Source organism: Microbispora sp. NPDC004025 (assembly GCF_053604425.1).
The window spans coordinates 681,545-695,622 of sequence record NZ_JBSGHN010000002.1 but is presented as its reverse complement, the minus strand read 5'-3'; the positions used below and the strand labels follow the sequence as shown (position 1 = coordinate 695,622).

Annotated in this window: 11 protein-coding genes; 5 read left to right on the top strand and 6 right to left on the bottom strand. The window is 70.2% G+C overall.

All coding sequences use genetic code 11. From position 1 onward, the window contains the following. Positions 1–559: 559 nt before the first annotated feature. Positions 560–4,660: a hypothetical protein gene (locus ACWEQG_RS07505; RefSeq protein ID WP_452282624.1), complete on the top strand. Its 4,101-nt coding sequence runs from the start codon at positions 560–562 to the stop codon at positions 4,658–4,660. Positions 4,661–4,963: 303 nt separating this feature from the next. Here ACWEQG_RS07505 and ACWEQG_RS07500 read toward each other — a convergent pair whose 3' ends face one another. Continuing rightward, positions 4,964–5,308 (bottom strand): hypothetical protein, encoded by a 345-nt coding sequence (locus tag ACWEQG_RS07500; RefSeq protein ID WP_452282622.1) that lies wholly within the window; start codon positions 5,306–5,308, stop codon positions 4,964–4,966. A gap of 630 nt (positions 5,309–5,938) precedes the next feature. Between ACWEQG_RS07500 and ACWEQG_RS07495 the strand changes: the two genes are divergently transcribed. Genes ACWEQG_RS07495 through ACWEQG_RS07485 form a run of 3 tightly spaced genes read left to right on the top strand, consistent with a single transcriptional unit; the run spans position 5,939 to position 8,209 of the window. Next, positions 5,939–6,187 carry a hypothetical protein gene (locus tag ACWEQG_RS07495; RefSeq protein ID WP_452282621.1) on the top strand — a complete coding sequence of 83 codons (249 nt, stop codon included), beginning with the start codon at positions 5,939–5,941 and terminating at the stop codon, positions 6,185–6,187. Between the two features lie 55 nt (positions 6,188–6,242). After that, a complete protein-coding gene (locus ACWEQG_RS07490; RefSeq protein ID WP_452282619.1) occupies positions 6,243–7,211 on the top strand; it encodes a hypothetical protein in 969 nt (322 codons plus the stop codon). Beyond that, entirely contained in the window at positions 7,211–8,209 is a 999-nt protein-coding gene (locus tag ACWEQG_RS07485; protein ID WP_452282617.1) for a hypothetical protein, read from the top strand. The genes ACWEQG_RS07490 and ACWEQG_RS07485 overlap by 1 nt, the downstream gene beginning before the upstream one ends. Positions 8,210–8,399: 190 nt before the next feature. On the opposite strand, the gene ACWEQG_RS07480 is transcribed toward ACWEQG_RS07485, so the two are convergent. Beyond that, positions 8,400–8,876, bottom strand: a complete 477-nt coding sequence (locus ACWEQG_RS07480) for an AurF N-oxygenase family protein (RefSeq protein WP_452282615.1) — start codon at positions 8,874–8,876, stop codon at positions 8,400–8,402. Positions 8,877–9,075: 199 nt separating this feature from the next. Here ACWEQG_RS07480 and ACWEQG_RS07475 point away from each other — a divergent pair, with 199 nt between their 5' ends. Next, positions 9,076–10,269 (top strand): NAD(P)/FAD-dependent oxidoreductase, encoded by a 1,194-nt coding sequence (locus tag ACWEQG_RS07475; protein ID WP_452282613.1) that lies wholly within the window; start codon positions 9,076–9,078, stop codon positions 10,267–10,269. Positions 10,270–10,291: 22 nt separating this feature from the next. Here ACWEQG_RS07475 and ACWEQG_RS07470 read toward each other — a convergent pair whose 3' ends face one another. The 4 genes from ACWEQG_RS07470 to ACWEQG_RS07455 are packed head-to-tail and all read right to left on the bottom strand — an operon-like array spanning position 10,292 to position 14,077. Further along, the gene (locus tag ACWEQG_RS07470) at positions 10,292–11,272 is read right to left on the bottom strand and encodes a hypothetical protein (protein ID WP_452282611.1); all 981 of its coding nucleotides are present in this window, start codon (positions 11,270–11,272) and stop codon (positions 10,292–10,294) included. Positions 11,273–11,274: 2 nt separating this feature from the next. After that, positions 11,275–12,201 (bottom strand): SCO2521 family protein, encoded by a 927-nt coding sequence (locus ACWEQG_RS07465; protein ID WP_452282609.1) that lies wholly within the window; start codon positions 12,199–12,201, stop codon positions 11,275–11,277. Positions 12,202–12,209: 8 nt separating this feature from the next. Next, positions 12,210–13,166 carry an SCO2522 family protein gene (locus tag ACWEQG_RS07460; RefSeq protein ID WP_452282607.1) on the bottom strand — a complete coding sequence of 319 codons (957 nt, stop codon included), beginning with the start codon at positions 13,164–13,166 and terminating at the stop codon, positions 12,210–12,212. After that, the gene (locus ACWEQG_RS07455) at positions 13,163–14,077 is read right to left on the bottom strand and encodes an SCO2523 family variant P-loop protein (protein ID WP_363473153.1); all 915 of its coding nucleotides are present in this window, start codon (positions 14,075–14,077) and stop codon (positions 13,163–13,165) included. Before ACWEQG_RS07455 ends, ACWEQG_RS07460 begins: the two co-directional genes overlap by 4 nt. Position 14,078: the final 1 nt, after the last annotated feature.

The following is a 14,078-nucleotide window of genomic DNA, read 5'->3' as shown; positions in this document are numbered from 1 at the left end:
GCGTGAACGTCTCCCAGGGCACCCGGAAAGGGCCCGCTGCGGTAATCCCGGCAGGAATTCGTCTCAGGATCGCCTTGCCACCCGATGTAGACATTTGCAACCTGCTGCGAGTGGTCGACCCGGTCCACGACCCCGTCAGATGAACCGCCAGTCACCGTGCAGGGGGTCTCGTTCTACCGAGCACAATCGGTCCGCCCGACAGGCCCATGCTCACACGCAGGGGGGCAGACGACATCCGCCGGGCACGTACTTCCCCAGATCGCCGTGACCCTCCGGCCGCCGTCCCGAGCCCGTGCCGGAGGAGCGGTCGAGACGACCGCCTCTCTCGCCTGATCGCCCGCCGATCTGCTCACCCGCCTCATCGCAGCTATGCGGCTTTTACTCATATTCGAGAGGATTTCTACATATATTCGGCTGATCATTCCTATATGTGTGCTTCGAGCGACCTCTGCATTCACAAGGGGTTGCCGCCGAGCGCGCGAATTCCTACGGTCGGTGTCATGGCTTCACACATCCTCGAAATCCAGAAATAACCGTAAACCTGACCCGGGAGGTTCTGATGGAACCAGCGGTTGGTGGGCCGATCGGCGAGCGGTGGGGCCGGACCGGAGGGGTGGACGGTCCCCTGGGCCGCCCGGCTGCCGCCGAGTCCGATACCGACTCAGGAAGCCGCCGTCAGACCTTCGAGCACTGCGAGATCGTCTGGTCCGTCCCTCAGGAGATGGTCACCACGGTCTACCGAATACGGGACATCATCGCCTTCGAGTGGAGCGTGCTGCCCACCTCCGACTTCAACTACGAGTATTGGCAGTACGAACTCACCTACAGCAGGGCCGGGGCCCCGCCGGAGCGTACGAGCAGCGTCATCAGTTTCACCGACGAACGGAAGGGCGGCCGAATCAAGGTTCGTTCGCAGGGTTTCGGGGAGTACGGTTTCACGGTCCGCGGCTGCGACGACCCCGGTGCAGACCAGTGCCGGCAGGGCTGGACTGCGCCCGTCCGCGTATCGGTCGGGGTTGAGCCGGGGGAGGAGCCCCCGTTCCCAGTGGAGGGCCTGATCGGGGAGCGGTGGCACGAGCTGGGCGGGGCGGCGGGCCCGCTCGGCCGGCCGGCACGCGCCGCGGTGGCGGGGAGTGACCCGGGCCAGCTGATCCAGGAGTTCCAGTACGGCCAGGCCGCGGTCGATACCCGGCTCGGCCCGCAGATGGCGATGGTGGCATACCAGCAGGGCGGGACCATCGTGCTGGACTGGGGCCAGGCCAAGGATCCCGGCTCGGGCCTGACATACACGGTCTTCCGGGTCGATGTGTTCTACGAGGGCACCAAGATCTCCGAGCATCTCGTGACCGAGGACGATCCATTGCCGCCAGGAAACGCGCCGCATTTCCGGAGCGGATGCGGCCATCTGCGGTACTCGCCCGCCAAGGGTGACGGCTGGTACATGTTCTGGGTGTATCCGGGGGTGGCCGGCGCGGCCGTCGGGTTCGGCGACCCTATGCTCCCGGGCACGAGCGTGCGCTTCACGGCGCCGGCCTTCGGCTTCCCGCTGCCGGTTGATGCGCTGGGCGGCACACCGGCGGGAGCGGTGGCGAGCGAGCACGCGAGAGCCCGGGCCCTCGGCGAATACCTGGTGCGGCACCGGACCCTGCCGCTCGGAGAGCTGATTGAGCAGAACGAGGATCTCGGCAGCACGATGGTCGCCCACCTGCAGGCTGTCCACCGGCAGGCCGACTTCCGCAACCCGGGCGAGCCGCCCAGTCGCCTTCTGGTCAACGAAACGTTGCTCGACCTGTGGCCCTCACCGGTGGGGACCAGCACGGACGCAGACGAGACGTTCGCCGCCCTGTTCCGCTGCCGGCGTCTGCCGGGCGAGTACGACACCCTGCTCAAGCACCTGGTGGTGATCGCCTACCGGTACGCCGACCTGCTTCAGCCGCGGGTCTACGATCACTTGGTCGACAGGCTGTTGTCAGTGCGCGGGCCGCACGACACCTCCGCGGAGACGAAGCAGATCGACTGCGACTGGTCCCACCCGGTGCTGGCCACCCTCCCGGACCCGTTCGCCGTCGCGGTGACCATCTTCACCAGCACGACCGACATCGTGCTTCCGGAGACGGAGAACCACCAGCTGCTGATCGAGTCGGCCCGGTTCCTGGCAAACCAGCTCCTGTTCGAGCGGACAGGCGACCCCCGGTACAACAGCCTCGACAACGGTCTCACCGACTGGCTGCTGAAGTTCATGCACACCATCGCGTGTCACGACTTCCTCGAGTTCAACGCGCGCCCATACCAGCGTTACTCACTCAATGCCCTGCTCAACCTGTATGACTTCGCCAAGGACCACTCCATCCGTACCGCCGCGCAGATCCTGCTCGACTACGCCACGGTGAAGTTCGCCGTTTCCAGTAGCGCGCTGCGACGGATCGGCCCCTACCGGCGGCTGCCGAGAAACATCAACAGGCCACCCTTCCCCGACACCCGGCCCGACGGCACCCCGTTTACCAACACTTCGAATAACGAGCTGTACTCGGCGGCGAACGACCCCCTCACCGGACTGTTCTTCCTGTGGGCTGGGCAGCCACGGGTGCACCCGAACGAACCGACCGTCTGGTATCCCGACCATTGGAGCCAGGAAGGGCAACTCGCCGCGCTGACCGACTACCGGCCGCCTCCCGCAGCGTACGTACTGGCCCTGGGTGGCTGGTCCGGCCAGCACCGCTTCTACCACGGCCGACGACCCTCTCTACCCGGCACAGAGGGCAGCGAGCAGGCGGCCGGCGGGGTGGAGATCTACTACCGGACGCCGTCCTTCCTGTTGTCCGCAGGCGGCATTTTCCTCAACAGCGGATATGGCCACGACGAGCGGACCAACTACGCGCAGGTCGCCGTCCCGCAGGCTACGACGCTGCTGCCGACCCGGGCGCCCGCGCTCAACTTCGACGAACTGATCCGCTTCGAGCAATGGCCGAACGACGACCGGTCAGCGAACAACCTCGGCGTCCACAAGGGATTCGCCTGCGGCGCCAATCTGCGGCTGCCGAGCCGGTGGACCACCGGCGCCATCGTCGACGGAAACTGGACGTTCCTGCACCTGTCCACTGCGGAGGACGGCGACCTCAACGTGTACGTAGCCGCGTTCACGGCACGACTACAAGCGCATCCGGATGAAATATACGACCTTCCCGAGAACGTCGGACTTATCTATGCCATGGAGCCGACGAAGGGGATGACGCTCGAATCGTTCGCCACCGCCACCAGCACGGGCAATCACCTGCCGGATACCTGGGGCTACCTTCAGCAGTACATCTTCCGCTCGCCGGACAACCACACCTTCACCTTCGTCGTGGCGCCGCGGAACTCGCTATGGGCCTTCGGCGCCCCCTACCGGCCGCGGGTCACCAAGATGGACGACGACGACCTTGATCACGACTTCAGCGGGTTGCCACTCGCCGAGGGGCCGTTCTTGAAGGCTCAGCACGACGGCCGCATCAAGATCACGTACCCGAGCTGCGATATTCCGCTCGAGCTCGACTTCCACAATCCGGTCTACCCCTTCCGGCGCGACAACCAGGCCGCCTGCCCGCAGTGGGCCATCGACGTCATCCAAGCCTTTCGAGACCGGGCGAAGGCGCTGTTCGACGCTGGCAGGCGTGAGGAGGCGCTGACCACCGTCGAGGCGGCCGTCGCGTACTTCCAGCGAGCGCTGAAAGTGAACCCCGACCTCCGCGACGAGCCGCTGCGCAAGATCGCCGAGGAGTGGCTCGCCACCGCGCGCGCCGCGCACCCCCACGATGTGCCGGTCCAGCTCGCTGCCGCCCGCAACAGCTGGGAGGTGGCGCGCTACCTGGCCGTACGGCCCGGCACGGGCGAGGCGAATCACCCGCTGCTGGCACAGCATCTGCATGCTCTGGCGGGGTTCCTCGCGTTTGGATCGCCCACGACCGACCTGGCGACGCAGGCGGCCGCGCTGGCCCGGCAGCTGTTCGCGAACCTGCGCGACGGCGACCACCGGCTCGACATCGCCGCCTCATGGAGCGCCGAGGCCCTCTTCCACCACGAGGTGTCGTTCAACTCTGGCAACCCGGACCCGAAGCGTGAGCAGGAACTGCAACGCGCTGCGGCCGCCGAGGCGATGGCCATTCTGGACCCCATCGTCCAGTCTCTGCCCGGCTCCCGTCCCAGCAGTGCGGATCTCACCCGTACGGCCGATATGTTGCGTCAACTCATCGGCCTGCTGACCTTCGGTGCGCCAGACTCGACTCCCAGCGTCCGCGCCGCCGAACTGGCGCGGCGCGTCTACACCGCCATGACCGACGGCGACCATCGCGTCGACGTCGCCGCGATCTGGACCGCTCTGTCACTCCGTCACCACGAGACATCGTTCCATCCCGACAACGCCGACCCCGATCAGGAGCGGGTCCTGCAGCGACGCGCTGCCGGGGAGGCGGCGCGGATCCTCATCCCCATCGCCGAGGCGCTGCCCGATCCGGATCTCCCCGCGGACGAGCTGCTGCGGATCGCCGACATGCTCGACCGGCTGACCGGCCTGCTCACCTTCGGCGCGCCCGCCCCGCCCACTGCGGAGGACGCCGAGCTGCTACGCCTCGCCGACCATGCGGCAGCTCTCCGCGACGAGATACACAGTCAGATCGGCACCTAAGCTGATCGTTACGCCACGATTCGTGTTTCCGCTCCCAGATGGATCAGCGATGCCCGTTCAAGTGCATCACGCTGGGCCGCGTCAGCGTCGGGCCGTCCCTCGACGAGCTCGCCGAGGGTTGCGCTGCGTCACCTCCTCGCCGTCCCGCACGTCCGCCAGGCGCAACAGCAGATCGCGCGCCACCTCCCTTTCGGCCACCGGCAGCGCCGCGTAGACCCGCTCGGGCGGATCGTCCCCCTGGTCCCGGGGGTCTCGTCCCCGGACCGGGTGTGGGATCGCCTCGCCGGGATCCGGCGGTGGTCGTCAGCGCCTTCTCGGTGACGGAGGGAGGAGGGCGACCTGGTAGCGGTCGCGGTAGGCCACCCGGGAGCCGGGGGCGTTCTTGACGCGGATCACCCGTACGGTGTGACCCGCCTCGCGCAGCTCGGCCCAGTGGGCCCGGCCGTACACGCGCCAGCCCTCCTCGGTGTACCAGAACCGGACCCGGCGGTTGTTCAGCGGCGGCAGGCGCAGCCCGTCCAGCGAGGAGCACGGACCGCCCGACGCCCACGCCCCGCGCAGCCGCGTGCCCGAGGGCCGCTCGCCGTCGCGGGGGATGTCCGCGTCCACCCAGCTCGTGATCGTATCCGCCAGGATCCGGTAGAGCATGCCGGCACCTCCCACCCCAAGGATGGGCCGGATCGTCGGCGGTGACCAGGGTGCGGAGCCTCAGGCGGAGTACGGGCACTCGCGGTGAGCCTGGCACACCAGCCTCTGGCGATCTCGGGCGCCTGGAGGCCCACCGCGCAGCCGGTGCCCGGGATGGAGCTATCCTCGCCTGCCGGACCGATGCTCATGCTCGGGCCGACGCCGCCGGCAGTCGCCAGCATGGCGTGGGCGAGCAGCCCTTCGACCAACGCGTAGGGTCCCTGGGGGTAGGCGTCCCACGCGGCCGGCGCGGGCCATCGGTCGCCGCATAGCGCCAGATGTGGCACCCGGGGTCGGTTCGAGGCTGCTGAAGAAGGTCGGTCGTTCGACGCTGGCCGGCCGCACGGCACCTCGGCGCTCGCCCCGTAGACCCTCTACCGACCCGCGGCCGCCATTCGCATCGGCTACGCCCGCTGTATCGAGGCAGCGCCTCGCCAACCTTGGGGCAGGGCGCGAAGCGACAGCGCTAGGATCATCGGCCCCGCAGGGAGCCGCCAGGGCGCCGCATGTGCCCCGGTCCGCCGCTGGGCAGCAGCGGTGGTGCCTCATGCGGAAAGGTCACGAGTCGACTCCGGCATGTCGTGGCCCGCCATGATCCGCGACGGCCTGGCCATGAAGCACGGCAAGGAGCTGAGCTGGTCGCAGGTGCTGATGGCCGCCAGCACTCCGGTGCTGCTCAAGCCGGCCATGGTGGACGGCCGCCCGGACCTCGGCGTCATGGCGTCCGGCCAGGTCGTCGCGCTCATCGACGACCTGCCCACGTGCGAGGAGCTGATCGACTCCATCGTCACCCAGGCCGCCGCCGTCCTACGCGGCCTCGGCCGCTTTGTCTCTGACTGATTCCGTTTCCGGTAGGGATCTTGAGGCCGGTCTGGTGCAGACACAGGATGGACACGTGCCGGAACCGATCATCGATCCCGAGGTGCCCGAGCGTCAGCGCAGGCTCCTGATGAGCGACGCCGGCGTGCTGTGTCCGCCCGGTGCTCCGCCGGGAAATCCGCCGTTCGGCGGGCGCACCCTCCGAGACGCCGGGCTCTGCCTGTCGTACGCACCGGTGTGGACGCTCCTGCCCGCTGCGATGGGCCGGTTCTACGGCGGCGCCGTCATGTGGGCGGGGCTGGCCGCGCAGGCCGTGCTGGCGGGTCTGGCCGTGGGCTCGATCGCATGGGGCCCGGGGCTGGGGGCGTTCCTTCTGCTGTGCGGGTGTCTCATGCCGGTCGTCTTCGGCGTGCTGCTGTGGCGGTGCGGGGAAGGGCCCGCCGCGCGGCTCGCCCGGACTCTGCACGGGCGGTACGTACGCCCGCAGGACCTCGGCGACGCGTCGGCCGATCTGCTGGAGCGGGCGCGGGAAGCGGTCGGGGCGGTGCTCGGATCGGAGGTGAACCGGTCCGGGCTGCTCGACGACGTCCGCAACGCGGTCACGCTGCCCGCCCAGCTCTGGGAGATTGCCCTCACGCTCGCCCAGGTGGAGGCGTTGCGGGCCGAGCACGAGGCCGTGCCGCACCGGGAGGACGGCAGGATCGCCGACATGCTCGGCGCACAGGCACAGGCCCTCGACCTGGCGACCGAGGCGGTGAGCCGGCGCGTCGCCGCGCTGGAGGAGTACGCCGCCCAGGCCGCCGCCGCCGACGAGGCGCTGCGGCAGTGGGAGACGGCGCGCCGGCTGTCGGCGCGCAGTGAGGCGTACCGGGAGCTCCTCGCGCGGACCGTCAGGGACGAGCTGGCCGTCGCCCAGTTAGCCGGGCTTACGGAGGAGGCGCGCAGGGTGGAGGAGGTGCTGCGCGCCAGCGTACGCCGTGCGCGCAGAGCGGGGCTCGCCCTGGCCCCGGGGTCCGCGGCCGACGGGCTGGCGGAGGCGAGCTGATGCCGTACTCGCGTGAAGGCCACCGGATGCGCGCCCCCATGCCCGGCTGGGTGAGCGGCCTGGGCGCCGCCATCTTGCTCTGCTACGGCGCCATGTTCGCTGTCGGTTCGGCGGCCCGCGTGGCGCCTCCGGTCACCGTGAGCTATCTGATCGACGGCGACGGGCGTGCCGACGTCGCCCTGGAACTGTCTGGAGATCGTCGGGAGGAGCTGAAGGACGTCAGTCTGCCGCTCCGCCGGGACGTCGACGTCCATCCCGGCCAACCGGTGTCCGTGATCGCCACGGGCGTGGGCGGCCTCCTGGTCCGCTGCGAGATGCAGATCAAGGGCGAGACCGTCTCTGCGGACATCAACCACATCGCGTCGTGCGGCGCGACGCCCGGCGATCCGTCGACCTACCGGCCGGCCCCCCTGGGACCGGCGATGGAACTCGCGCAGAGCGACGACATCATGAAGCTGCCGCGCTATCCGGGCAAGTCGTCCCCGGTGATCGGACGGCTAACCGATCGCGCGGCGGGGCTGTCCTACGCCCGGCTGGGCGGCGGGTGGGCGTCGCCGAGCCGGGAGCAGCAGCAGGGCGTCGCCGGGCGGACGCTCAGCCTGTGGGTGGAGTCCCGGCCGGAGCGGGGCTGGTTCGCCCTGTACGGCTCCGACCGGCTGAGCCCGGAGCTGCTTGCCCGCTACCAAGGCGAGCGCAGGCTCTTCCAGGCGGCCATGGCCCAGATGGAAGCCTTCACCTGGATCTACTCGCCCGACACCATCTTCGTGGACCTGGTCTCGCAGCCGCTGACCGTGGACGGCCATGAAGCATGGGTGCTCGTCCGGCAGACCAGGATGGGCGCCAAGGCGGACACGACGATCCGAAGCGAGCTGCAGATCCTGGTCCTGATCGACACCGGGAAGGAACGGCCCGCCTACCTCTACATCAAGATGCCCGACCCTGCGCACGACTACCTGCCGGACGTCAACCGTCTCATCTCCTCGATCCGTGTGCTGTGACCCCGCGTCATCCGGCGAGTGGGGTCATCTCCCGGGCCTGGTGGTCTGCGGGGGAGCTCCACCCCGCGTGCAGGGCGCGGGCCCTGCGGATCAGCACGTTGGGGTCGTACTCATCTGTGTAGGCGCTCGCGCCGCGCGACAAGCACGAAGACGAAGAACAGCTCGGTGGAGATCAGCGGGATCCACGGCATCACCTGAGCGGGCCGGGCATGCCGCGGATGGGGAGCTTCGTGCGGTTCACGAACTCCTGGAACATCATCCCGTGATGACCCTCTTCGATCATCTCGTGGTAGACGTACCGGAACTCGGGGGAGCCGTTCGGCAGCCGGTAGGCGTAGTTGAGCAGCCCGCGCTTGAGCAGGTTCTCGAACTGCAACCCGATCTTCATGGCGGTGGCGACCCGCCAGAGCCCGATGCGCGCCCTGACCTCCGGCGGCTGCGCGAGGTACCAGGGGTGGCCGCCCAGCCTGTCGGCCGGCGGCAGTTCCCACCGCGGGTCGGTCCGGTCCACGTGGAACTCCGGGTCGTCCCAGGGGATGTCGACGTACGGCTCCCAGTGCTTGTCGACCGAGGCCTTCGACAGGCGTTCGACGACGGCCTCGTACGCGCTCCGGTCGGCGACGCTCGTGTCCTCGCTGGTCGCGGTGATCTTCGGCGCGGCGGACATGCGGCTCTCCCTTCCGGCGGTCGCAATTGTACGGCTCATCCAATAGCTGACGAAGGGGCCCGCGCGTCGCGACTCGGCGAATTTCCCGGCCGGCAAGATTCCCTCGCGGTACAGTTCGGCGAGGTCACCGGTGTGTGGCCTTCTTGAACGGCCCTCCCTCGCCTACTGTCGAAGCGAGGACGGCGAACTGGGAGCCCGCGTGCCTGAGACCTGCGACGTCGTGATCATCGGTGGTGGCGTGATCGGCTGCGCCATCGCGCATCGGCTGGCCGCGCGGGGCACGAGCGTGGTGCTCGTGGACGCCGGGCAGCGTCTCGGCCTCGGCGCTTCCGACGGCGCGATGGGCGGCATCCTGACCCAGACGGAACCCTCCTGCCTCGGCCCGCTCAGCGACGTGATCAAACACAGCCGCGACATGTATCCGGAGTGGCTGGAGGAGATCCACGCGGCCTCCGGCGTCGAGGTCCCGGTGCTGGACGGCGGCGACATCCAGGTCGCGCTGGACGAGGCCGAGATGGAGCGCCTGGAGACCAAGGTGCTGCCGCAGTGGAAGAACTCGCCGTTCGCCGTCGAGCGGCTGACGGCGGCCGACGCCAGGCGCCTCGAACCGCTGCTGAGCGAGCGCGTCGTCGGCGGCTTCCTGCTGCCGGAGGAGCTCGCGCTCGACCCGCGGGTGCTCATGTCCGCACTGTCGGGAGCCGTGCTGTCGGGCCGTACGCCGATCCGGGTGCTGAACGCGGTCTACGCCACCGATCTGCGGACCGGGCCCGCCGGCGTCGAGGTGGACCTGCACGACGGCCGCCGGGTGTCGGCGGCGACGGCGGTGGTCGCGGCCGGCCATCTGAGCGGGGTCTTCCTGCCCCGTCATCGCGCGCACCTGTTTCCCATCAAGGGCGTGGCGTTCGACGTCCGCCCGCCCGGGGCGGTCACCTACCCGCTGCGCCACCACGTCTTCGCGGAGATCAGGCAGGACGGCCGGGAGTACTTCCCCTATCTCGTCCCGCGGTACGACGGCAGGGTGGCGGTGGGCGTCACCTACGAGGAGAACGTGGGGGACGTGACGGTGACCGCCGCGGCGATCGAGGAGATCCGGCGGGGCGTCGCCGAGCTCATGCCCACGGCGGCCACCTGGCCGATCGGCCGGCGGTGGGCCGGACTGCGGCCGGGCAGCGCCGACCACATGCCCCTCCTCGGCCACGTGGACGACCACGGCCGCGTCGTGGCGGCCACCGGCCACAGCGGCCTCGGCGTCACGCTCGCCCCCATCACGGCCGAGCTGGTGGCGGCCCTGGTCACGGGGACCGCCGGTGCGAAGGAGCGGGAACTGCTCGCCGTCTGCCGTCCCGACCGACCCTTCCCTCCGGCGCCGCCGGTGCCCGGCACCGTTCTCTGAAGCGCCCGGCCCGTTTCCTCGGTCAGGCCGCGGGTGTCGCCGCGTCCCACAGTTCGCCGAACCGCTCGACCCGCTCCCGCACCCTCTCCTGGTCCCGTACGAGGATCGTGCTGTGGATCACCGGGGCGATGCCGTCGCCGACCTGAGGGGCGGGGTTGGACTCGTAGTAGACGACCCCGTCGAACAGGATGAAGTCCGACAGCGAGCCGCGCAGCAGGGGCGGCGCGTCGGCGAGGAGGAGCGTGCGCACCTCGATCCCGACCGTGGTCTGCCACTTCCAGACCCGGCGGAACGCCTCGGAGTCGAGCCGCTCGGAACGATCCACCACGAACAGCCGGCGCACCCGCACCCCGCGCTGGACGAGGTCGCGCTGGAGCCGGACGTAGCGCTGCCCGAGGTCGGTGTGCCAAAAACCGCTCCCGAACTCGGTGTCGCGGGCGTCCACGCTGGTCAGGCTGATCGCGTCGAGGCTGATCCGCGTGTTGCGCGCGAGCGCGAGCAGCCAGTCGCGGTCTTCGCCCTCGTACAACGCGTACCTGCCGTCGGACAGCTCGCCCAGGAACTTGGCCATGCGGGTGACCTCGTGGTGGACCAGGCTCTTGACGAGATCGGGCATGTCGTCGCGGATCTTGGCGGCGTTCTGCACCAGCTCGGCCACGCCCCTGGTCTGCAGCGCGGACATCTCCACGACGCCGAACAGCTTGCTCGCCTCGTTGATCTTGGAGAAGCTGTCGGCCACCAGATCGTGGGTCTTCGTGTGCTGCCTGCGCTGCTCCTGCAGCACGGTCTCGAGCTGGTCGTCCACGTCCGTCAGGAACTGCACGACGAAGACGACGCCGCTGATGAACGTCGCGAGCAGCAGGCTCCACAGGTCCTCGTTCGGCCCGTGGATGAGCGCGTTGCTCACGAGGTAGCTCACGCCGCCCACGAGCACCGTCACGAGGACCTTGCGTACGATCCTCGGGACCAGCGCGCGCGACGGCTCGGATACTTCTCCGGTCACGGTCACCTCCGTCCGGTTTCGGCGGACGCACTGAGCAGGGCCAGGGTGTTCATCGCGACCTGGTCGCGGACCCGGTCGACCAGGGAGCGCCACTGCCGGGTGAACCCCGGCCGCCGCTCCAGGCTGTCCCAGAACGGCGTCAGCCACTCCTCGACCCGGGCGGCGGGCATCCACAGGTGCAGCAGGTGGTCGATGGCGGGCGCCAGGCGGGCCACCGCCTGGGCCTCCGGCGTCGTCCCGATCCGCGCCCGCTCGACGATGACCAGCAGCGACGTCAGCAGCCAGTCGTGCGTCGCCAGGTCCTCGCACAGGTCGACCACGGCGGGGGTGAACGGGCCGGGGTGCGTCAGGCGCAGGGTCCGCTCATGCTCGGTGTGCAGGGTGAACCGGATCGACGGCTCGCCGGTCTCGGCCACCCACCGCAGGCTCGTACGCGGGATCTTGAAGGGGGCCCGCCGGTCCAGCAGCGGGGAGGCCTGGACGAGGTCGAGGAAGCGCCCGCTGACGGCTCCCAGGTCGAGGCAGCCGGGTGCGGGGTCGCCGGTGAACCCTTCGGCGAGGTCGGCCGCCTTCGCCTTCCCCAGGACCTCCACGACGCCGGGCCGGGCCAGGTAGTGCGACCAGGCCAGCCTGCGGTCGGTCTCCGAGCGCACCACCCTGACGTACGACGAGCCCTGGGCGACCCGGCCCCCGGTCACCGCGCAGCGGGACACGACCGTGCCCACCCCCCTGACCCGGGAACGGGAGGCGGCGGGCAGCGGGCAGTCCACCCCGGTCAGCCGCTCGGGCGACAGGGCGTGGACGATGGGACGGCGGGAGACCCGCACGGTCTCCCCGGCCGTGATCCCGAGCACCTGGCGGCACGTCGACTCGGAGATCTCCCCGGAGTTCTGCAGCAGCCCGGTGTGGACTTCCCCCATCACCAGCATCGGGCCCCTCAGACGAAGACGTAGGAGATGCGGTCGACGAGCTCCTCTTCGAGCCGGACTCCCTCGCCCTCGCTCCGGCCGGCGACCTGCCGCAGGACCTCGTCGTCCACCGCGACCTGGCTCAGGATCGTCCGTACGGCCAGCTCGACGGGCAGGAACCGGGGGGACAGGACGGACAGCGTGGTGTACGCGCTGAACGGCGCGGCCTGGGGATCGAGCCGGACGACCGCGGGCAGTTCGTCCCAGTCCCGGGGCCAGCCGCCGTCCAGGGGCACCGGGGGAAGCGGCACCCGGCCGTCGCTGCGCAGCAGCCCCAGCCGCAGGAGCTGCCAGACGGCGGCGAGAAAGGGGCACGACCAGGTGCGCCGCGGCCCCTTCTCGTCCCACAGCTCGACGTCCACGAAGATCGAGTGGCCGCGCTTGGCGTTCTGCGCGGGCGGTTCCCACGGCCGGGCCTTCCCCATCGCCTGCACCGGCGCGGTGCGGGGCGAGCGGGAGCCGTTGCACAGCCAGCCCGTCTCCTTCACCGGCGGGCGCGACCCGTCGGTGTCCGGCGGCGGGTCGTCGACGAGCCGGTCCTCCACCAGCCGGGCCAGCTCGACACCCTCTGATTGCGCGCAGGCGGACTCGCGGGCCAGATAGTCGATGGTCAGGTCGTGCTCGGCCGCCGCCTCGAGGATCATCGGCACCAGCTCGGCGGGAGTGCTGAAGCGACTGAAGTAGTCGTCCACGAGGAAGCAGGTGCTCACCCGGGCCCGGCCCCCGGGCACCCGCTCACGCCATAAGGAGCGGACCGTGGCGAGCCACGGCGCGACCCTGCGGAACTGCTCGCGCAGCCGGTCCGGGCCCGCCTCGAAGTCCTCCATGTAGAGGTGCCCGAGCTCGACGGACACGTGGGACAGGGGGACGGAGGCGATCCTGCGCTCGGCCGCCACCTCGCCGAACGTCGCGTGCACCGGCGTCACAAGCCCTCCCACGCGTTGTCGTCGACGATCTTCTTGGCGAGCTCGTCGAACGCGGCGGCGGTCTCCGCGTTCGCGATCTTGCTGGCGAGCACGTCCTCGTCGGTGATGAGCTGCTCGCGCCACTGGAGGACCGGGTCCAGCGGGATCTTGCCGAGCATGGCCGTACGGCCGACGCTGTGGCGGCCGGCCAGCTCGCGCAGCTCGCTGTCGCACGCGCTCAGCCAGGCCCGCTGCTCGTCGCGCAGTCCGACGAGCTCCGACGCGTCCGGCTCGAGCACGGCCGTGCGCACGAAGCGGATGCGGTCGCGCAGGTCGTCGGCGTCGTGGCCGAACCTGGTGCCGACGTCGAGCAGCCCGTCCGCGCCGGTGACGAGCCCGGCGGCCGCGATGATGTGCTGACGCGTCCAGCGGTGGAAGACCAGCCAGCGGAACGGGACGGCCGGCATCCGCACGGTCGCCGCCAGGACCAGCTCGGCGGTGAAGGACCGGCCGGCGCTGACGTCGATCATGCACAGGTCGAACTCCTCCTCCAGCCGCCCGAACAGCTGGACGCAGCGGCCGACGATCTCGTCGGTGAGGGCCGACAGCTCGCCGCCGCCCTCGCTGCCCGGAAGCAGCACGAGCCGTCCCGCGCCGGGCGGGCGCGTGCGCAGCCCCTCGCGGTCGGACTCGGCCCACACGTCCACCCGCCGCGGCTGCGGGCACTCGCCGCGCAGGTATTCGTGCAGGCCGTTGCGCCGGGTGCCGCGGGCCACCCCGCTCACGCTGAAGATGGCTCCGGCCGTAGGCGAGCCGAAGTCGAAGTCCAGGTAGCAGACGTCGTTGCCCTGCAGGGCGTGCCGGTACACGATGTTGGTGCCGGTGACCGAGCGCCCGGTCCCGCCCTTGTCCGAGATCGCGAAAACGAGCAAT